Source organism: Chromobacterium indicum (genome assembly GCF_039708975.1).
Classification (GTDB): domain Bacteria; phylum Pseudomonadota; class Gammaproteobacteria; order Burkholderiales; family Chromobacteriaceae; genus Chromobacterium; species Chromobacterium piscinae.
Genome location: NZ_JAYFSJ010000003.1, coordinates 43,991 through 64,391, shown reverse-complemented (window position 1 = coordinate 64,391; position 20,401 = coordinate 43,991). Strand labels below are relative to the sequence as shown.

The 20,401-nt window shown below is 66.1% G+C and carries 17 protein-coding genes; 11 read left to right on the top strand and 6 right to left on the bottom strand.

The genetic code is table 11. The features are described 5' to 3' along the window. Nucleotides 1-166 precede the first annotated feature (166 nt). Nucleotides 167-922 (top strand): class I SAM-dependent methyltransferase, encoded by a 756-nt coding sequence (locus VA599_RS05070; protein WP_346787844.1) that lies wholly within the window; start codon nt 167-169, stop codon nt 920-922. Here VA599_RS05070 and VA599_RS05065 read toward each other — a convergent pair. Beyond that, nucleotides 904-1,095 carry a hypothetical protein gene (locus VA599_RS05065; protein WP_081665819.1) on the bottom strand — a complete coding sequence of 64 codons (192 nt, stop codon included), beginning with the start codon at nt 1,093-1,095 and terminating at the stop codon, nt 904-906. The two genes, VA599_RS05070 and VA599_RS05065, sit on opposite strands and share 19 nt — an antisense overlap. 331 nt (nt 1,096-1,426) lie before the next feature. Here VA599_RS05065 and VA599_RS05060 point away from each other — a divergent pair, with 331 nt between their 5' ends. The 9 genes from VA599_RS05060 to vioE all read left to right on the top strand — a co-directional run bounded on the left by VA599_RS05060 (nt 1,427) and on the right by vioE (nt 12,572). Then, nucleotides 1,427-1,969 (top strand): cytochrome b, encoded by a 543-nt coding sequence (locus VA599_RS05060; RefSeq protein WP_021475463.1) that lies wholly within the window; start codon nt 1,427-1,429, stop codon nt 1,967-1,969. Nucleotides 1,970-1,988: 19 nt separating this feature from the next. Continuing rightward, complete coding sequence (locus VA599_RS05055; RefSeq protein ID WP_021475464.1) at nt 1,989-2,558, top strand: YceI family protein; 570 nt, start codon at nt 1,989-1,991, stop codon at nt 2,556-2,558. Between the two features lie 31 nt (nt 2,559-2,589). Further along, nucleotides 2,590-3,168, top strand: a complete 579-nt coding sequence (locus VA599_RS05050; protein ID WP_346787843.1) for a YceI family protein — start codon at nt 2,590-2,592, stop codon at nt 3,166-3,168. Nucleotides 3,169-3,399: 231 nt separating this feature from the next. Then, the gene (gene sph / locus VA599_RS05045; RefSeq protein ID WP_346787842.1) at nt 3,400-4,929 is read left to right on the top strand and encodes a sphingomyelin phosphodiesterase; all 1,530 of its coding nucleotides are present in this window, start codon (nt 3,400-3,402) and stop codon (nt 4,927-4,929) included. A gap of 309 nt (nt 4,930-5,238) precedes the next feature. Then, nucleotides 5,239-6,495, top strand: a complete 1,257-nt coding sequence (gene vioA / locus VA599_RS05040; protein WP_346787841.1) for a flavin-dependent violacein biosynthesis tryptophan-2 monooxygenase VioA — start codon at nt 5,239-5,241, stop codon at nt 6,493-6,495. Between the two features lie 83 nt (nt 6,496-6,578). Continuing rightward, entirely contained in the window at nt 6,579-9,575 is a 2,997-nt protein-coding gene (gene vioB, locus VA599_RS05035) for an iminophenyl-pyruvate dimer synthase VioB (protein WP_346787840.1), read from the top strand. Nucleotide 9,576: 1 nt separating this feature from the next. Further along, on the top strand, nt 9,577-10,866 hold the full coding sequence (gene vioC / locus VA599_RS05030) for an NADP-dependent violacein biosynthesis oxygenase VioC (protein ID WP_346787839.1): 1,290 nt from the start codon (nt 9,577-9,579) through the stop codon (nt 10,864-10,866). Next, entirely contained in the window at nt 10,866-11,987 is a 1,122-nt protein-coding gene (gene vioD / locus VA599_RS05025; protein WP_346787838.1) for a flavin-dependent violacein biosynthesis monooxygenase VioD, read from the top strand. Before vioC ends, vioD begins: the two co-directional genes overlap by 1 nt. Before the next feature lie 9 nt (nt 11,988-11,996). Beyond that, nucleotides 11,997-12,572, top strand: coding sequence for a violacein biosynthesis enzyme VioE (vioE, locus tag VA599_RS05020; protein ID WP_346787837.1), 576 nt, complete (start codon nt 11,997-11,999; stop codon nt 12,570-12,572). 65 nt (nt 12,573-12,637) lie between these two features. Here vioE and VA599_RS05015 read toward each other — a convergent pair whose 3' ends face one another. From VA599_RS05015 to VA599_RS05000, 4 genes are read right to left on the bottom strand one after another with little or no spacing between them, the layout of a single operon-like run. After that, complete coding sequence (locus VA599_RS05015) at nt 12,638-13,735, bottom strand: tryptophan 7-halogenase (RefSeq protein ID WP_346787836.1); 1,098 nt, start codon at nt 13,733-13,735, stop codon at nt 12,638-12,640. Then, nucleotides 13,725-15,548, bottom strand: coding sequence for a LodA/GoxA family CTQ-dependent oxidase (locus tag VA599_RS05010; RefSeq protein WP_346787835.1), 1,824 nt, complete (start codon nt 15,546-15,548; stop codon nt 13,725-13,727). Before VA599_RS05010 ends, VA599_RS05015 begins: the two co-directional genes overlap by 11 nt. Nucleotides 15,549-15,561: 13 nt before the next feature. Further along, on the bottom strand, nt 15,562-16,824 hold the full coding sequence (locus VA599_RS05005) for a ferritin-like domain-containing protein (RefSeq protein ID WP_346787834.1): 1,263 nt from the start codon (nt 16,822-16,824) through the stop codon (nt 15,562-15,564). A 43-nt stretch (nt 16,825-16,867) separates the two neighbouring features. Then, entirely contained in the window at nt 16,868-17,713 is an 846-nt protein-coding gene (locus VA599_RS05000; protein ID WP_346787833.1) for a heme-binding protein, read from the bottom strand. 434 nt (nt 17,714-18,147) lie between these two features. On the opposite strand from VA599_RS05000, the gene VA599_RS04995 reads away from it, so the two are divergent. Next, entirely contained in the window at nt 18,148-19,629 is a 1,482-nt protein-coding gene (locus tag VA599_RS04995) for a hypothetical protein (RefSeq protein WP_346787832.1), read from the top strand. A gap of 7 nt (nt 19,630-19,636) precedes the next feature. Here VA599_RS04995 and VA599_RS04990 read toward each other — a convergent pair whose 3' ends face one another. After that, nucleotides 19,637-20,395: a copper chaperone gene (locus tag VA599_RS04990; protein ID WP_346787831.1), complete on the bottom strand. Its 759-nt coding sequence runs from the start codon at nt 20,393-20,395 to the stop codon at nt 19,637-19,639. Nucleotides 20,396-20,401 lie beyond the last annotated feature (6 nt).

Below are 20,401 nucleotides of genomic sequence, written 5' to 3'. Positions count from 1 at the left end.
AATTAGTCAGACCGATGATTGCCTGTAAAACAATACAAAAATCAATAGTTTGCGGTGGAATGTTTGCTCGATATTCGCTGGCGGGCACGCGATTTTCCGTCCGCGGCGCTTTCGATTCTGACAGAATCGATTTGCCGAGGCATTATGACGCTGGAAAGGTATTTGCATGAGCGAGTCATTGTACGGAGAGCCTTTGCTGGCCGAGGTCTATGACCTGTTCAACGCCTGGGGCGAGGACAACGATTTTTATCTGGGCCTGTGCTCGCCGGCGGTGGGAAGCGCGCTGGATCTGGGCTGCGGCACTGGCCTGCTGGCGGCGAAGATGGCTGAGCAGGCCGAGGTGGTCGGCCTGGATCCGGCGTCGGCGATGCTGGACATCGCCCGGGCCAGGTCCGGCGGCGAACAGGTTGCATGGCGGTTGGCCGATGCGCGTGATTTTGAATTGAGCCAGCGTTTCGACCTGATTTATTGCGCCGGCCACGCTTTTCAGTCATTTCTGACCGAAACCGACAGGCGCGCGGTATTCCGCCAGGTTCGGCGTCATCTGGCGCGGGGCGGCCGTTTCGCGTTCGAGACGCGCAATCCGGCCGCCCGGGCCTGGCTACGCTGGGAGAATGCCGCGCCGCGCCGGGCGGCGCATCCGCGCTGGGGCGAGGTGGAGCTCAGCCAGAGCTTGTTGTCGGAACGGGACGGCTTGGTGTCTTACCGCAGCCGCTACCGTTTCATCGATCAGGACAGGGCGCTGGAGGCGGATGCCCGGCTGCGCTTTTGCGGTTTGGCGGCGCTGCGCGCCGAGCTGGAGTCGGAAGGGCTGCGCGTGCTGGCGCTGCATGGCGACTGGAGGGGCGGCGAGTGGCGCGAGGACAGCGAGGAGATCATCCTGACGCTGATCCGGGACGGCGATCAGCCGGTCTTGGGCTGAAAACGCATGCACGGCTGGCCTGAGGCCTCCCGCACGTCCAGGCAGGGCGCGCGCTTGCTGGAGAAGCCCATCGCCCGGCAACCGTAAGGGAAGCGAGGGTCGTGGGTGACGAAGTAATGGCGGCAGCGTCGGCAAAGCGGGGCGCCGCGTCGCTCGGCGGGGTTCGGGTGCATGGCGGAGGAGAAAGCGTCGATACCGTCCAGCTTAGCAGCGGGGCCAGGGACGCGGTAGCTGCCTGGCCTGCGGGATGTTTGCCGCGAGGGGGCATGATCTGCGATGCTGTCGGTATTTTTCAGCCTGGGGCAGGCAAGGGCGGAGCGAGCGGAAGGAAAATGGTTCCCGTCGATTGTTTCCTGACAGGAAATGATGAATTTGCCTGCGCCGTCTATTTCGCGCAATGAAAAGCGCTTAGAGTTTTAAGCAAGCGGCATCTCCCGCGTCACGGCAAGACCGTGGCTGAATGGGGGAGGCCTGCTTTTCGTTGAATTCACCAAGAGGCTGTCCATGTCGCAAACGCGTTACACCTCTACCGCCATCCTGCTGCACTGGCTGATGGCGGTCATGCTCGTCTGTCTGTTCGGGGTGGGCTTCTACATGCACGGCCTGCCGTTTTCGCCGTTGAAGCTGAAGATCTACTCCTGGCACAAATGGGCTGGCGTCACCGTGTTCCTGCTGGTGTGGCTGAGGCTGGTCTGGCGCTTCGGCCATCGGCCGCCGGCGCTGCCGTCTGGCATGGGCAAGCCGATGCGGGCGATGGCCCACGCGGGCCACCTGATGCTGTATCTGCTGATGGCCGCCATTCCGCTGTCCGGCTGGCTGATGAGCTCGGCCAAGGGCGTGCAGACCGTCTACTTCGGCGTGCTGCCGCTGCCGGACCTGATCGCGCCGGACCAGGCGCTGGGCGAAAACCTGCAGCGTCTGCATGGCCTGCTCAATTATCTGCTGGCCGCGGTGGTGGCGGGGCACGTCGCCGCCGCGCTCAAGCATCACCTGATCGATAGGGACGATGTGCTGACCCGCATGCTGCCCTGGCGCATCAAATCCTGACCCCTCCGGAGACCTCACCATGGATATCAAACGCATCGCCATGCCGCTGCTGCTGGGCGGCCTGCTGGCCGCGCCGCTGGCGGCGCAGGCCGTGGAATACACCGCGATCCAGCAGGACAAGAGCAATATCGCCTTCGGCTACAAGCAGATGGGCGTCGGCATGCAGGGCCACTTCAAGAAGTTTTCCGCCCAGCTGAGTTTCGACCCGGCCAAGCCGGCAGCCGCCAAGGCGCAGCTGGACGTCAATCTGGCCAGCATCGACACCGGCTCGGCCGAGGCCAACGAGCAGGTGGCGGACAAGGATTGGTTCAACACCAAGCAGTATCCGAACGCCCGTTTCGTTTCCAGCGCCATCAAGCCGCTGGGCGGCAACCGCTTCCAGGTGGACGGCAAGCTGACCATCAAGGGCCGAACCCAGCCGGTCAGCGCGGTGGCCACGATGACGCCGCAGGGCAATGCCGCGACTTTCGACGGCGCGTTCGCCATCAAGCGCGCCGACTTCGCCATCGGCGAAGGCGATTGGAAGGATTTCGGCACCGTCGCCAATGAAATCCAGATCAAGTTCCATCTGCTGGCGCGCGCCAAGTAAGCGCCGCCCAAACCAAACCGAGGAAGAAGCCATGAACAAACTGACCCGCCTGACCCTGGCTGCCGTGGCCGTCGCCGGCTTCAGCAGCACCGCGCTGGCCAAGCCGGAAACTTATGTGATCGACGGCACCCATACCTTCCCGCGCTTCTCGTACAGCCACCTGGGCTTCTCTACCCAGCTGAGCCGCTTCGACAAGACCAGCGGCAAGATTGTGCTGGACAAGGAAGCCAAGACCGGCTCCGTCGACGTCACCATCGACATGAAGTCGGTGGATACCGGCTACCCGGTATTCAACGGCCACATCCAGGGCGCCGATTTCTTCGATACCGCCAAGTTCCCGACCGCCACCTTCAAGTCCACCAAGGTGCTGTTCGACGGCGACAAGCCGACCGCGGTGGAAGGCAATCTGACCATCAAGGGCGTGACCAAGCCGGTGACGCTGTCCTTGTCCAGCTTCACCAATAAAGAGCACCCGATGCTGAAGAAAGACGCCATCGGCGCCAATGCCAGCGTCAAGGTCAAGCGCACCGAATTCAACGCCGGCAAGTACGCGCCCTATGTGGGCGACGATGTCACCATCGACATCGCCGTGGAAGCCATCCACGAGTAAGCCGCGCCGCTTGCATCGGCAATGAAGCCGCCGTCCTTAGGGATGGCGGCTTTTTTCATTCCGCAGCACGGGTAGCGTGGCGGCAGCCGCGGCAGCGGATTCATGAGCGGGGCTGACGAGGCGAGCATGTATTGAAAATGTAAATGGAATATTAATTTTAGAGTAATTAACCATAGTGAAAGAAAACTGATCCAGCCTTTGCCGCTTCCTTCACCCACTAAAGGATGTCCGATGAAAGCCTGGCGTTTTCTGCTATGCGCGGCGCTGCTGCCCGCCGCTTCCCATGCCGCCTATCCCGACGACCTGAAGCTCGCTACCTGGAACGCGATGCTGCTGCCGCAGGCGCTATATCCCAATTACGGCCAGATGCGGCGCGTCGAGCTGATGGCGGCTTCGCCCATTCTCCAGTCGCAGGACGTGCTGGTGTTTCAGGAATTGCAGGACAACGCCGCGTCGGAGCGGCTGCAGGCTTTGCTCAAGCCGCGCTTTCCCTATCAGACGCCGGTGATCGGCCGAACGCAACAGGGCTGGGACGGGACCGAAGGCTGGAACGGCATGAAGCCGGAGGACGGCGGTGTGGCCATCGCCAGCCGCTGGCCCATCGTCGAGAAGCGGCAGTATTTGTTCCAGACGCCCGGCTGCAGCTGGGACGGGCAGGCGCTGAAGGGCTTCGCCTATGCCAGGATCGCCGTCAACGGCAAGTTCTATCATGTGATCGGCACCCATCTGCAATCGGAAGACAGCGGCTGCGCCAACCATGCCGACATCGGCGTGCGCCAGGCCCAGCTGCGCGAGATCGCGGCCTGGGTGCAATCGCGCCATCTGCCTGCCGACGAAATGGTGATCGTCGCCGGCGACATGAACACCGACCGCTACAAGACCGCCGAATACCGGGCGATGCTGGACATCCTGCAGGCCAGCGAGCCGCGCTACGCCGGCATGCCGCACAGCTTCGACACCGCCGGCAACGGCATCGCGCTGGAGCGCTACGGCGCGCGCGGCGGCGACGCGCCGGAATACCTGGATTACATCCTGACGCTGAAAGGCCATCGCCAGCCCTCGGCCTGGCACAACCAGGCGCTGGATGCGCCGTCGCCGCAGTGGACGGCGCGATCGGCGGTGGCGAAGCAGACCTACGCCTATACCGATTTCAGCGATCACTACCCGGTCCAGGCCTTCGCCTGGGCCGACGCCGCCACGCCGACCCGCTCGCTGACCGCGCAGCCGGGCGCCTATCGCCAGATATCCCTGAAGAACCTGGCCAACGGCCGTTATGTCCAGGCCGGAGACGCCAACGACGGCTGGCTGAAGACCGACGCGGCAGCGGCGGGCGCGCGGGCGCGTTTCAATCTGTCCAACAACTTCTCCATGCGCGACAACGGCTGCATCCGTTCCGGCGAATACGTGCGTCTGGAGCGGGCTGATCGGCCTGGCTGGTTCTGGACCTGGTGGGGAACGGTCGGCGGCAATCAGTACGCCTACTACACCGCCCAGGGACCGTTGAACCGCTCCGCCGAACTACGGCTGATCAATCACAGCCGGCCGGACGGCTGCCTGCAGGACGGCGACGAAGTGTCGCTCAAGGATTGGGCGCGCGCCGCCGACTATTACCTGACCGCCTGGACCGGCGGCGGCCATGCCGACCAGCTCTACCTGTGGCAGCCGACCGCGGGGAACGGCGAGCGCTTCAGGGTGGGGATGGGCGCGGCGCCCCAGTACCTGGACTGGCGCGGACAATTGTCGTACGCCAAACGCCGTTGATCCCAGGCAGCCTTTTGTCTCTGTTTCTCCACGTCACGTCCTGACCCTTGGAACAGGATGAACCGTCTTGTTAGACAATATGCTTGATGAATGAGTCCGGTTGAACTACCGTGGCTGAAAATTACAAAGGCATTTAATTTTAAAAATATAAATGCCTTATAAATTTCATGCTGGGAAACCGGTCATGACGAGGATACAAGAGGCTGCATCCCGATTTCGAGGCGAGAGTGCCAAGCATTTACGTCGTCCATGCCCGTCCGCCGTTGCCGCGGAGAGGGCGTGAGTTGAACAGTCAAAGGGACATTCGCGATGAAGCATTCTTCCGATATCTGCATTGTCGGCGCCGGCATCAGCGGCCTGACTTGCGCCAGCAATTTGCTCGACTCGCCAGCCTGTCGCGGCTTGTCTCTGCGCATTTTCGACATGCAGCAGGAAGCGGGAGGCCGCATACGCTCGAAAAAGCTGGACGGCAAGGCTGCGATCGAGCTGGGCGCCGGGCGGTATTCGCCGCAGTTGCATCCGCATTTCCAGAGCGCGATGCAGCATTACAGCCAAAAGAGCGAAATCTACCCGTTCACCCAGCTGAAATTCAAAAACCATACCCAGCAAAAGCTGAAGCGGGCGATGAGCGAGCTGTCCCCCAGGCTGGAGGAGCATGGCAAAGAGTCCTTTCTCCAGTTCGTCAGCCGCTATCAGGGCAAGGAGAGCGCGGTCGGCATGATCCGCTCGATGGGCTATGACGCCTTGTTCCTGCCGGACATCTCGGCCGAGATGGCTTACGACATCGTCGGCAAGCATCCGGAAATCCAGAGCGTGACCGACAACGACGCCAATCAGTGGTTTTCGGCGGAGCAGGGCTTCGACGGCCTGATCCAGCAGATCAAGACCAAGGTCAAGGCCGCCGGCGCCCGCTTCAGCCTGGGCTATCGCCTGGTTTCGGTCGAGGCCGACGGCGATGGTTACCGGCTGCAACTGGCCGGTGACGACGGCTGGAAGCTGGAGCACCGCGCCCGCCACTTGATCCTGGCGGTCCCGCCGTCGGCGATGGCTGGGCTCAACGTCAATTTTCCCGAGGCGTGGAGCGGCGCGCGCTACGGCTCGCTGCCGCTGTTCAAGGGTTTCCTGACCTATAGCGAGCCCTGGTGGCTGGATTACAAGCTGGACGACCAGGTGCTGATCGTCGACAACCCGCTGCGCAAGATCTACTTCAAGGGCGACAAATACCTGTTCTTCTACACCGACAGCGAAATGGCCGATTACTGGCGCGGCTGCGTGGCGGAAGGCGAGGACGGCTATCTGGAGCAGATCCGAACCCATCTGGCCAGCGCGCTGGGCATCGCCCGCGAGCGCATTCCCCAGCCTCGCGTCCACGTGCACAAGTACTGGGCGCACGGCGTCGAATTCTGCCGGGACAGCGGCATCGACCACCCGTCCGCGCTGAGCCACCGCGACAGCGGCATCATCGCCTGCTCGGATGCCTACACCACGCACTGCGGCTGGATGGAGGGCGGCCTGCTCAGCGCTCGCGAGGCCAGCAGGCTGCTGTTGCAGCGCCTCTCCGCTTGAACGTGGCGGCGGCTGGGCCGCCGTCCCGCGTCGCCGCCCGATGTCCGGGCGGCGGTCGCCAGCCATGACCGCTCGGGAGACACATGAGCATTCTGGATTTTCCACGCATCCATTTCCGCGGTTGGGCGCGGGTCAACGCGCCCACCGCCAACCGCGATCCGCACGGCCAGATCGACATGGCCCGCAACGCGGTTTCGGTCAATGGCGAGCCGTTCGACCTGGCGCGCCATCCGATCGAGTTCCACCGCCACCTGCAATCGCTGCAGCCGCGTTTCGGCCTGGACGGCCGGCCTGATCCGGAGGGGCCGTTCGGCCTGGCGGAAGGCTATAACGCGGCCGGCAACAACCATTTCTCCTGGGAGAACGTCACCGTCAGCCACGTGCAGCTGGACGGCGGCGAGCCGGACCATGGCGACGGCCTGGTCGGCGCCAGGCTGGCGCTGTGGGGGCATTACAACGACTACCTGCGCACCACCTTCAACCGCGCGCGCTGGGTGGACAACGATCCCACCCGCCGCGACGCGGTGCAGATCTACGCCGGCCAGTTCACCATCAGCCCGGCCGGCGCCGGGCCGGGCACGCCCTGGTTGTTTACCGCCGACATCGACGACAGCCACGGCGCGCGCTGGACGCGCGGCGGCCACGTGGCCGAGCGCGGCGGCCATTTCCTGGACGAGGAGTTCGGAACGGCGCGGCTGTTCCAGTTTTCCGTGCCCAAGAGCCATCCGCATTTCCTGTTCCATCCCAGGCAGTTCGATTCCGAGGCCTGGCGCAGGCTGCAGCTGGCGCTGGAGGACGACGACGTGCTCGGCCTGACGGTGCAGTACGCGCTGTTCAATATGTCGACGCCGCCGCAACCCAATTCGCCGGTATTCCACGACATGGTCGGCGTGGTTGGCCTGTGGCAGCGCGGCGAGCTGGCCAGCTATCCGGCCGGCCGGTTGCTGAGGCCGCGCCAACCCGGGCTGGGCGATCTGACGCTGCGCGTGGGCGGCGGCCGCGCGGCGCTGAATCTTGCCTGCGCGATCCCGTTTTCCACCCGCGCGGCGCTGCCGTCCGCGCCAGACAGGCCCACGCCCGATCTGGGCGCCAAGCTGCCGCTGGGCGACCTGCTGCTGCGCGACGAGGACGGCGCGCTGTTGGCGCGGGTGCCGCAGGCGCTGTACCAGGATTACTGGACGAACCACGGCATCGTCGACCTGCCGCTGCTGCGCGAGCCCAAGGGCTCGCTGACGCTGTCCAGCGAATTGGCAGAGTGGCGCGAGCAGGACTGGGTCACGCAGTCAGACACCGCCAATCTTTATCTGGAGGCGCCGGACCGCCGCCATGGCCGTTTCTTTCCGGAAAACATCGCGCTGCGCAGCTATTTCCGCGGCGAGGCCCGCGAGCGGGCGGCCATTCCCTACCGGATCGAGGGCATCGGCCTGGCCGGCGTGGAGGCGCGCCAGGACGGTATCGCCGCCGAGTGGCGGCTGACCGGCCTGCGGCCCGGCCCGGCCCGGATCGTGCTCGGCGATGGCGAAGAGGCGATCCAGTTGCGGGTGCTGCCGGACGACTGGGAACTGGACGACGCGACGGTGGACGAGGTCGATTACGCCTTCCTGTACCGGCACGTGATGGCCTACTACGAGCTGATCTACCCGTTCATGTCCGACAAGGTGTTCAGTCTGGCCGACCGCTGCAAGTGCGAGACCTACGCCAGACTGATGTGGCAGATGTGCGATCCGCAGAACCGCGGCAAGAGTTATTACATGCCCAGCACCCGCGAGCTGTCCGCGCCCAAGGCCAGGCTGTTCCTCAAATATCTGGCCCATGTCGAGGGCGAGGCCAGGCTGCAGGCGCCGCCGCCGGCCGGACCGGCGCGCATCGAGAGCAAGGTGGAGCTGGCGGCCGAGCTGCGCAAGGCGGTGGATCTGGAGCTGTCGGTGATGCTGCAGTATTTGTACGCCGCCTATTCCATTCCCAATTACGCCCAAGGCCAGCAGCGCGTCGCTGACGGCGCATGGACGCCGGAGCAGCTGCTGTTGGCCTGCGGAAGCGGAGACCGGCGCCGCGACGGCGGCATCCGCGCCGTGCTGCTGGAGATCGCCCACGAGGAGATGATCCACTACCTGGTGGTGAACAATCTGCTGATGGCGCTGGGCGAGCCGTTTTACGCCGGCGTGCCGCTGATGGGCGAGGCGGCGCGGCAGGCGTTCGGCCTGGACACCGAGTTCGCGCTGGAGCCGTTTTCGGAGTCGGCGCTGGCGCGCTTCGTCCGGCTGGAATGGCCGCATTTCATCCCGGCGCCGGGCAAGTCCATCGCCGATTTCTACGCCGCGATCCGCCAGGCCTTCCTCGATCTGCCCGACCTGTTCGACGGCGAGGCGGGCAAGCGCGGCGGCGAACACCATCTTTTCCTCAACGAACTGACCAACCGCGCGAATCCCGGCTATCAGTTGGAGGTGTTCGACCGCGACAGCGCGCTATTCGGCATCTCCTTCGTCACCGACCAGGGCGAGGGCGGGGCGCTGGACTCGCCGCACTACGAGCATTCCCATTTCCAGCGGCTGCGCGAGTTGGCGGCCCGGATCATGGCGCAGCCCGCGCCGTTCGAACCGGCGCTGCCGGCGCTGCGCAATCCGGTGCTGGATGAGGAGCCGGGCTGCCAGCGCGTCGAAGACGAGCGGGCGCGGGCGCTGATGGGCTTGTACCAGGGCGTGTACGAGCTGATGTTCGCGATGATGGCGCAGCACTTCGCGGTGAAGCCGCTGGGCAGTCTCAGACGTTCGCGGCTGATGAACGCCGCCATCGATCTGATGACCGGCCTGCTTCGGCCGCTGTCCTGCGCGCTGATGAATCTGCCGTCGGGCAGCGCCGGACGCACCGCCGGCCCGCCGTTGCCCGGTCCGGTGGACACCCGCAGCTACGACGACTACGAGCTGGGCTGCCGGATGCTGGCGCGGCGCTGCGAGCGGCTGCAGGAGACGGCGTCGGCGCTGGCGCCGGGCTGGCTGTCCGACGCGCAATTGGAGCTGCTGGATTTCTACCGCCGGCAGATGCTGGACTTGGCTTGTGGAAAGCTTTCTAGAGAGGCCTGAAATGAAAAAAGCAATCATAGTCGGAGGCGGGCTCGCCGGCGGTTTGACCGCCATCTACCTGGCGAAGCGCGGCTACGAGGTCCACGTGGTGGAAAAGCGCGGCGACCCGCTGCAGGACCTGTCGTCCTACGTCGACGTGGTCAGCTCGCGGGCGATAGGCGTCAGCATGACGGTGCGCGGCATCAAGTCGGTGCTGGCCGCCGGCATTCCGCGCGCGGAGCTGGAGGCCTGCGGCGAACCCATCGTGGCGATGGCGTTCTCGGTCGGCGGCCAGCACCGGATGCGGCCGTTGAAGCCGCTGGAGGATTTCCGCCCGCTGTCGCTCAACCGCGCGGCGTTCCAGAAGCTGCTGAACAAATACGCCAATCTGGCCGGCGTCCGCTACTACTTCGAGCACAAATGCCTGGACGTGGATCTGGACGGCAAGTCGGTGCTGATCCAGGGCCCGGACGGCCAGCCGCAGCGGCTACAGGGCGACATGATCGTCGGCGCCGACGGCGCGCATTCGGCGGTGCGGCAGGCGATGCAGAGCGGCCTGCGCCGTTTCGAATTCCAGCAGACCTTCTTCCGCCACGGCTACAAGACGCTGGTGTTGCCGGACGCCCAGGCGCTGGGCTACCGCAAGGACACGCTGTACTTCTTCGGCATGGATTCCGGTGGCCTGTTCGCCGGCCGCGCCGCCACCATCCCGGACGGCAGCGTCAGCATCGCGGTCTGCCTGCCCTACAGCGGCAGCCCCAGCCTGACCACCACCGACGAGCCGACGATGCGCGCCTTCTTCGACCGTTACTTCGGCGGGCTGCCGCAGGACGCGCGCGAGGAAATGCTGCGCCAGTTCCTGGCCAAGCCCAGTAACGACCTGATCAATGTCCGCTCCAGCACCTTCCACTACAAGGGCAATGTGCTGCTGCTGGGCGACGCCGCCCACGCCACCGCGCCTTTCCTCGGCCAGGGCATGAATATGGCGCTGGAGGACGCGCGCACCTTTGTCGAGCTGCTGGACCGCCACAAGGGCGATCAGGACAAGGCTTTTCCCGAGTTCACCGAGCTGCGCAAGGTGCAGGCCGACGCGATGCAGGACATGGCGCGCGCCAACTACGACGTGCTCAGTTGCTCCAACCCCGTCTTCTTCATGCGGGCGCGCTACACCCGCTACATGCATAACAAGTTTCCCGGCCTTTACCCGCCGGATATGGCGGAGAAGCTGTATTTCACGTCGGAACCGTACGACAGGCTGCAGCAGATCCAGAGAAAGCAGAACGTTTGGTACAAGATAGGAAGGGTCAATTGATGAAAGTTCTGGTTATCGGCGCGGGTCCGGCCGGCCTGGTGTTCGCCAGCCAACTGAAACAGGCGCGTCCGCAGTGGGCGATAGACATCGTCGAAAAGAACGACGAGCAAGAGGTGCTGGGCTGGGGCGTGGTGCTGCCCGGCCGGCCCGGCCAGCATCCGGCCAATCCGCTGTCCTATCTGGACGCGCCGGAAAAGCTGAACCCGCAGTTCCTGGAGGACTTCAAGCTGGTGCATCACAACGAGCCCAGCCTGATGAGCACTGGCGTGCTGCTGTGCGGCGTGGAGCGCCGCGGCCTGGTGCACGCCTTGCGCGACAAATGCCGCTCGCAGGGCATCGACATCCGCTTCGAGTCGCCGCTGCTGGAGCACGGCGAGCTGCCGCTGGCCGATTACGATCTGGTGGTGCTGGCCAACGGCGTCAACCACAAGACCTCCCACTTCACCGAGGCGCTGGCGCCGCAGGTGGACTATGGCCGCAACAAGTACATCTGGTACGGCACCAGCCAGCTGTTCGACCAGATGAACCTGGTGTTCCGCACCCATGGCAAGGACATCTTCATCGCCCACGCCTACAAGTACTCGGATACGATGAGCACCTTCGTCGTCGAGTGCAGCGAGGAAACCTATGTCCGCGCCCGCCTGGGCGAGATGTCCGACGAAGCGTCGGCCGAATACGTGGCCAAGGTGTTCCAGGCCGAGCTGGATGGGCACGGCCTGGTGAACCAGCCCGGCCTCGGCTGGCGCAACTTCATGACGCTGAGCCACAATCGCTGCCACGACGGCAAGCTGGTGCTGCTGGGCGACGCGCTGCAGTCCGGCCACTTCTCCATCGGCCACGGCACCACGATGGCGGTGGTGGTGGCGCAGCTGCTGGTGAAGGCGTTGTGCACCGAAGCCGACGTGCCGGCCGCGCTGCGGAGCTTCGAGGAGCGCGCGCTGCCGCTGGTCCAGCTGTTCCGCGGCCATGCCGACAACAGCCGGGTCTGGTTCGAGACGGTGGAGGAGCGCATGCATCTGTCCAGCACCGAGTTCGTGCAGAGCTTCGACGCCCGCCGCAAGTCGCTGCCGCCGATGCCGGAAGCGCTGGCGCAGAACCTGCGCTACGCGCTGCAACGCTGAGGAGGCCGCATGGAAAACCGGGAACCGCCGCTGCTGCCGGCGCGCTGGAGCAGCGCTTATGTGTCGTACTGGAGTCCGATGCTGCCGGATGACCAGCTGACATCCGGCTACTGCTGGTTCGACTACGAGTGCGATGTCTGTCGCATCGACGGCCTGTTCAATCCCTGGTCGGAGCGCGACACCGGCTACCGGCTGTGGATGTCCGAGGTCGGAAACGCCGCCAGCGGCCGCACCTGGAAGCAGAAGGTGGCCTATGGCCGCGAGCGGACTGCCGCCGGCGAGCAGCTGTGCGAGCGTCCGCTGGACGACGAGACCGGCCCGTTCGCCGAGCTGTTCCTGCCGCGCGACGTGCTGCGCCGGCTGGGTGCCCGCTTCATCGGCCGCCGCGAGGTGCTGGGCCGCGAGGCCGACGGCTGGCGTTACGAACGTCCGGGCAAGGGGCCGTCCACGCTGTATCTGGACGCCGCCAGCGGCGAGCCGCTGAGGATGGTGACCGGGGATGAGGCGTCGCGCGCGTCGCTGCGCGATTTCCCCAATGTCAGCCAGGCCGAAATTCCCGACGCGATCTTCGCCGCTAACCGCTAGCGTTTAGATCGGGCAGAAAAACGGGGCTGCTTTCGGGCAGCCCCGTTGTCGTTGCTGGATGGGAGTCAGGCGGGAACGGCCAGCGCCGCCGGTGCGAAGGCGCGGCGCTGCCAGAACGGCCGCTCCGGCCAGCGGTTTTCCTGCCGGTAATGCCGCCGCCGTTCCGCCAGGTAGCGGCGAAAACAGTCGTCGGCGCGTTTGGCGTAGGCGCGAGCGGGCGCCAGGTCGCCGTCCAGCATCGCGGCGATGGCCGGCGCGGCGGCCAGCGCGTCGCCGAGCGCGCAGGCGATGCCGGACGAAGTCAGCGGGTCCAGTCCCATCAGCGCGTCCCCTACGCAGATCCAGCCGGGGCCGGCGGCGCGGGAGATGCAGCCGCTGTGCGCGGCGAAGGCATGCACGGCGTCTATTCGCGGCGGCGGCGGCAGCCTCTCCGACAGCAGCCGGGTGGCGCACCAGGCGGCCAGGAAGTCGGCGGGGTGCTCCAGCCCCTGCGCCCGGGCCAGGTCTTGGTCCGTCATCAGCGTGGCCAGCGCGCGGCCGTCCGGCAGCGCCGCGGCATACCACCAGCCGTATGGCGCGGATTCCACCAGCGAGTAGCCGCTCAGCTCCCCGGGGCAGTCCACGCGGCAAGCCAGCGCCTGCAGCCGATCCAGCCTGCACCTGGGAATGCCCAGCCGGGCGGCCAGCGGCGAGCGCCGGCCGCCGGCATCCACCACCACCCGCGCCTCCGCTTCGCCCAGGCCGCGCACCCGCAGCCGCCAGCCGCCATCGGCTGGCTCGATGGCGTCGATGCCGGATTCGCCCAGCACCGCCACGCCGCGCGCCATCGCCTCCTGCCGCAGCGCGTGGTCGAAGCCGGCGCGGTCCAGATGCCAGCCGTGGCCGTGGCCCCGGTACAGGAAGTGGTCCAGCCGCGGCGTCTCGCTCCCCCACAGCGAGAGGTTGCCGTGGTAGCCCGGCTGGCCGTCCAGCGCATGGCCGGCGCCCAGGCGCGACAGCAGGCCGGCGACGTCCGGCGTCGCCGATTCGCCGATGCGGAAGGGCTGGGCCAGCGGCCGGTCCAGCAGCAGCGCCTCCACGCCCAGAGCATGCAGCGCCAGCGCGAGGGCGCTGCCGGCCGGCCCCGCGCCGGCGATCGCCACCGGGTAGCGGCTAACGTTCATTGCGCCGTTCCGGCAGCGGCGGATGAGCGGGGTCGAACGGCCGGGGCAGTTCGCGCTCCACCTCGACGAAGCGGCGCTCGCCGTCCACCTGTTTTTCCATCACGAAACCCAGGCCGGCCCAGTACTTGACCATGTCGATGTCGTCGGCGAACTGGATGAAGTCGCCGGCCAGCTGGTCGTAGTCGGTGCCCAGCCACGGCACCTGCTTGCCGGTTTCCTGGTCGGGCGGTGGCGGGGGCGAGGCGGCCGCCAGCGTCCGCGGCTGCGGTTGCGGCTCCAGGTAGACGAACTCCGGCCGTTGCGCCGGCCACCACCATAGCCGCCTGCCGTCCAGCGGCTGCGACGAGCACTCGTTGAAGTCGGCTTGCCAGGGGATGGCCATGTAGCGGGTGACGTCGCCGGGCTCCATGCCGCGCTTCAGATCGAAATCCAGGCTCAGCGGGCCTTCGGGCACGAAGTGGTTGCGGATGCGGAAGGGCTGGCGGTAGATGGCCGGATTGCGCGATATCCAGGTCATTTCGATGCCGGGCGAGAACGGCCCGCCGACGCAGTTGTCCAGCGCCGCCCGGGTCAGGCTTTCGGCCGCGTCGCCTTCCTCCGGGTGGTTGACGAACCAGCCGGCCACCCACTGCTGCAGCATGAAGTACTGGGTATCGGTGAGGCGCATGTACTTGCTGGTGGCGGTGCTGAGCACCAGGCAGTTGTCGCCGGCGAGATACGGCATCATCGTCGTGCCGCTGGCGGTGAGAATGTCGTTTTCCTGGTAGGGCGGGCGGATGAAGTCCAGGATGTACTGGCGGAAGCCCTGGTATTCCGGCGCGCCCAGGCCATCCGTTCCGGTCGCGCCCAGTTTTTCGAAATCGAAATGGTGCGGTTTGGGCGGAATGGCGGCGACCCACGGCATATAGGTCGCGCGCTCCAGCAGCGGGCGGATTTCGGTGTGGAAGTTGGGTTTGAAGCCGTCCGCGCCGGACTTCCAGAAGCCGTTTTCATAGAGGGCTGGATAGTGGCCGCTGCGCACCAGCGCGTCGAAGATGGTGTCGTACAGCGTGATCAGGTTGGGGACTTCCGGCGCGTACTTGGGCGGGGCCACCAGCACGTGGGCCGGCAGCGCCTCGATCCGGCTGCCGTCGGAGAGCTCGATCACCGCGCTGACCGGTCCGTCCGAGGTGTCGTCCCACCAGCCGTCGTTGTTGGCGTAGTCGGTGATGGTCGCGTCCGGATCGGCGGAGCCGGAGACGCCGTAGCCGCCCAGCACCAGCAGCCGGCCGTCCTGGTCGGTGCGCAGCTCGCCCAGGGTGTCGATGGAGTCGTTCATCGGATAGAGCGGGCTGGGCGGGAAATGCGCGCCCTCGTAGCCGTCCGGCACGGTGTTCTTGCTGAACTGCTCGCCTTGCTGGCTGCGGCCCGATATCTGGCGCGGGCCGGCGTCGATCAGCAGCGTGTGGCGATCCTCGGCCTGCGGGTTGCGCAGCGGGTGGTTGGGCGCGTAGCCGCCTTCGCCCTCGGCCGGCACGAAGGTGTACCAGCTGGGTTTCTTGTTGGCCAGGTGCGCGGTCCAGCGTATCGCGTGGACGCCGTCGGTGTTCAGCGTCACCTCCTCGCTGACGCCGTTTTCCACCTTGTACACCTTGAAGCGCGCGGCCTGGCGGCACAGCCGGCCTTCGGCGTCGCGGAAATCCTGTTGGGTGAACGGCTTGCCGTCCGGCATGACGGGCAGGCCGCAGTAGCGGTCCGGCTCGATGTAGAACTTCTCCGGCGCGTCGCCGACGCGGGCGATGCCGATGGCGGGGTAGATCCGGTATTCGATCATGATGGCTCCCGATTCATGTTTGCGCGGTCTGATGGGCGGCCGTCAGGCGGCTGACGTTGTCGCGCACGCTCTCCAGCGCGTCCACCATCTCGCCGCGCTCCGCCGGGTCGTCTATCTGCTGCCTGGCCACCTGGACGGCGGCGGGCAGCCGCGCCTCCAGATCGGCCAGCCTGCTGCCGGGCTGGTACAGATAGGTGGGCGCGCCGTTGGGGCCGACGTCGCTGTCGGTGTCCTTGTGCAGCGGCGTCTGCATCAGTTTGCGGGCCAGATTGGGCAGCGCCTGGTGCATCAGCGGCAGGCCCTGGGTGAAGAAGCTGTCCTTGGACTGGCCGGCGACGAAGCTGCGCTCCATCGAGTCCAGCATCAGGCTGTAGGCGATGTCGAACAGCTCGGCCAACTGGATGGCCATCGGGTTGGTGAAGTCGCCACGCTTGGGGTTGGACACGATGGGGTAGGTGGGCGGAAAGCCGGCCTTGTCCAGCGACACGGTGCGGAATTTCTTGAAGTGCGACATCTCGTACGGCGAGCCGATGATGGGGCCGTAGGTGCCGTCGGTGCGTTCGCCGTAGGTGTTGTAGGTGGCCCACGGCTCGATCGGAATCATCGACTGCGATTCCGGCACGCTGCCTTCGCCCTGCTGCACGATCTGCTGGACGCCCAGCCGGGCGCTGGCGAGGTCGGTGACCCGCACCGGCTTGCCGCCGAACTTGCCCAGATAGATGTCCAGCCGCTGACAGGCGTCGGCGTTCTGCTGGAACAGCGCCGCCTGGTCCGGATAGGCCGCCAGGCCGTCCAGCAGCGCGTCGTACAGCTGGGCGATGTAGCTGTAGTTGTCGCCGCGCGGCGGCGCGTGCGGCGGCGCCGGGGTTTCTATCGCAGTGAAGGTGTCGTTGAACACCTCCACCGACGCGCGGCACAGGCCGATGAAAGGCGTGGTGCTGGTGTTGGCGTGGGGCAGATAACAGGGATAGACCGGCGCGGCGCTGCCGGTCAGCCGGGGCCGTCCGCCGATGCCCACCAGCAGATTGGCGGCCTGGTTGATGTGGAACATCTCTTCCATCATCACGCTGCGCAGCAGCTGGTAGGCCTCGCAGTTGGGATCGCTGATCGAATACAGCGCGGTCAGATACGGCGGGATGGTGGTCATTTCCACCTGGATCGCCAGCTGGGCCGCGTCTTGCAGCGGCTTGCGGGCATCCGCCAGGTCTCCGGCGGCGCTCTGGCCGTAGATGCGGTCGAACAGCATGCCGAAGGGTTTGCTCGAATCGATGCTCATGTTTCCTCCGCGAATCGTCGGGTAGGCAAACGGCGCGGCGCGCTCAGCGCTTGATCAGCGTGGCTACCGACACGTGCGGCCAGATCACTTCGTCGAACACCAGCAGCACGGTCTGGGTGTACTGCAGCTGCAGGAACTGGCTGCCGTCCGGGCGCTGCAGGGTTTCGATCCAGAAGATGGAATTCATCTCGGTGGCGTCGGCGTTCTGGACGATGAAGGGAATGTTGGCGATGCCGCCGGAATCCTGGGTGCTGACCGGTAGATTGGTGGTGCTCACCACTTTGAGTTCCAGCTGTTGCTGCTGGTACTTCAGCACGTCCACCAGCGCCTGGTTGGGATTCGACATATCGAAGCCGGGAGGGAACTTGCCGTTCAGGTAGGGATCGGTATAACCAAGAGGCAGTGGTTTGCCGTCCACCCGGGTGGGCATGGTGCTGACCGGCGCGATATTGGGCGCCCGCGCTTCGCTGGACGCCTGGCCCTGGGCCAGAAGCGAATCGCCGTGGGGGATGGTGGCCTGGCGCGCGATGGTGGGCGGATCGTGCGGCGCGGTGGTGGCCGGCACGTTCAGCCAGATGCCGGGTTCGATGTGTATGCCTTCGCCGGTGTCGGCGTCGCTGACCTGCTGCAGGTAGGTCAAACCGTAGAGGAAGATGTCGTTCTGTTTTGAGCCGCGGTTCGGCACCGGTCCGCCTATCGGGCTGAAACTGATGGTTTCGATGGTGGCGTTGACGATCAGGCGGAAGATTCCGCCGTTCTGGCGGTTCGGCACGGCGATCATATTGTAGCCATGGCCGGTCCAGTGGCCGGACAGCTCGCTCAGTGGGCCGAGGTTGTCCAGGCTTTGCGATAACGGGGCCGAGGCGCGTTGGAATTGGCTGAGGTTCATGGTTGGCTCTCCCAAGACATTGTCGAGATGACGTGTGCTGCCTGGTATGTTGCCGACCCGATACCGCGATGTTGTCGTCCGCCTTTGTCGACGGATGATGCCGGATTCGTAAGACTACTTAACCATGATTCTTATATGGAATATCCAGCATGTGCTGGTTATAGCCGGGGCCGGCGCCATGTCAAGCGTGGCGCGGCTTGCGGCGATTTTCCCCCGCGGGTTGATTACTCGCGTTGGGCGCGCTGGTTGTGAATGAAAATGATCAAAAACAGTCATTTTGGACAGCTTGAATCGCGTGGGAGCGGGGTGGTTACGGCATAAGATGAAAGTCCGGCCCATCGATTTGCGCCTTTCGGATCGCGTCGATCCGGGGTGGATTCCGGAGTTTTCGCGCGGAATGGTTTCATCCGCGCCCGCTATCGCAGGAGGCCGCAATGGAAGCCAGGCGTATCAATCAATACCGCGCGCCGCAACTGGTGCCCTTCAGCGCCAGGCTCGACGAGGATGGGCAGACCGTGGTGCTGGCGGCCGATTCCAACGAGTACAAGCTCGCCTTCAAAGGCGTGGAAGGCGGACGGGTGCTGGACAGCGTGCTGTCCATGGCCAATCCGGGCGCGGAAATCTGGTTCGACATCCATTCCGGCTCGGCTCAGCCCTGGCAGCTGTCGCTGGCGCGCCAGCTGGATGAGCTGTCGCTGATCCGGGACGCGCCGGCCGGCCGTTCCGCGCTGGAGATGCGCCGTCTGGAGCAGGAGTCGCTGATCGGCCGCTGCATCGAGCGGCTGCGGTCCGATGCCGGCGACAGCGGCGGGCAGCGCGTTCCCACCGCGCGGGTGATGCTGCATTTGCTGGACGAGCCGCCTCCCGCTCCCGGCGCGTTTTTCATCGACGATGTCGCCGCGCCGGAGTGGGGCGACAATTTCGCGCTGCAAACCTTCTATCTGCAAAAACTCTATCTGGAGGACAACCTGCCGCAACTGATCCCGCTGTGGCGGAGGGTGCTGACGGGCTTCATCGAGGCATCCGGCGGCGCAGTCCTGGGCAGCGGAACGGGGCGGGTAGCCAGGCCGGACGTGCTGGGCTTCTATTGCCCGGTGCAGGAAGAATCGTACTTGCTGTGCCTGGTGGATCTGGTGCTGCAGGCGCCCTGCGCGGGAGCACGCCGCCGCCTGCATGGCTGGACGTCGCCGGCGGCGGCGGACAGCGGCGTCAACTTCATGCGCCGCGCCCGCCAGTGTCTGCGGTCCGGGATCGAGGCGCTGGGTGAGAGCCGCTTCGCTCGGCAGGTGGATGAGGAAGGCGCGGAGGCCGGTTCGCTGGTCCAGGGCCTGTTCATCGAGCAATACCACGTCTCCAGGCGCTTCGCCGAGATCATCGCGCCGTTGATGACCCGGCGCATGCGGCTGCCGATGAAGCAGCATGTCCACCGTTACTTTCAGGAAGAGCTGGCGCGCGAGGTGTATGGACGGTCGGTGTGCGAGGCGCTGGGCGTGCCGTCGGCCTGGCTGGATCAGGCTTTGCCGCTGCCCTTGTTCCAGGCCTACGTCGATGCCTTCACCGTGCTGGGGCGCTACGATCCCATCGGTTATTTGGCGGCGTTGATGGCTTTCGAGTGCGGGCTGGGCATGAAAGGGCTGGAGGAGATGGGGCCGGATGGCGTGGAGGAGGCGCGCGCGGCCTACCGGACGCTTCCGCGCCGGGACGATGCTTGCCAGGAGGGCGGATGCGCGGCATTGCCGCAGTTGTTCTTCCGCGAGATTTCGCTGCTGGGGGCCGCCGCGCAGCGGCGCGCGCTGGGCAGCCTGGCCTACATGATGGAGCTGGAGCACCGGGCGATGGATCAGGTCGCCGATTTCTACCATGTTCAGGAGACGCTGGACATGTGCTCGCTGGATGGTTTCTACGGCGGCGGGTGAGAAGCGGTCATGCGGCCATCGCCTGCCACAGCGCCAAGCCCAGCAGCGCGGCCGCGGAAACGGCGGCGGCTGGCCGGCGGTAGCGTTCCGCCGTGGCCAGCGCGGTGACGCCCAGCATCACGGCCAGGCCATGCCCGCTGGCGCCTGGCAGCAGCATCAGCAGCCAGCAGCTGCGCAGGCAGGCGGCGCCGTTTTCCAGTCCGTACAGCAGACAATCGCGGTCGGCGGCCCCGCCCGATGGCGCCAGCGCGCGGCCGCGGTGGCAAGCCGCGAGAGCGGCGGCCTTGCCCGGGCCCAGCTGCCAGGCGGCCGCGGCGAGGGCGGCGCCGGCGAGAGACAGTGAGAGGTTGTTGACGGCGGACAGCCAGAGCGCGGACGCGGCGTCCAGCAGCCAGGCGGCCGCCAGCCAGAGACCGAGATAGCCGCACAGGAAGACGGCGATTGCCCGGGCCCGCCGCCGCCACAGGCTGTGGAAGGCGGCATAGCGGGCGGGGCCCGCCGCCAGCGGCAGCATCATCGCCGCCGTCATCAGCGGCAGGCCGCTGTCGGGCGCAGGGGGCCAACCCAGTTCGCGCCAAGCGAATCCGCCGCGGCAGATCGCCGCGAAGCCGATGCCGCCGGATCTTTGCAGCAGGCATAGCCACGCCGCGGCGCAGAGCGCCAGCACCCACCATTCCGGATGCCGCCGCAACCCGTCCCGCATTCGCCGCGAACCGGCAGGCCGCGGCGCGGCGAGGCGGGCGGAACCCAGCGTCAGCGCGCGCATCGGGGA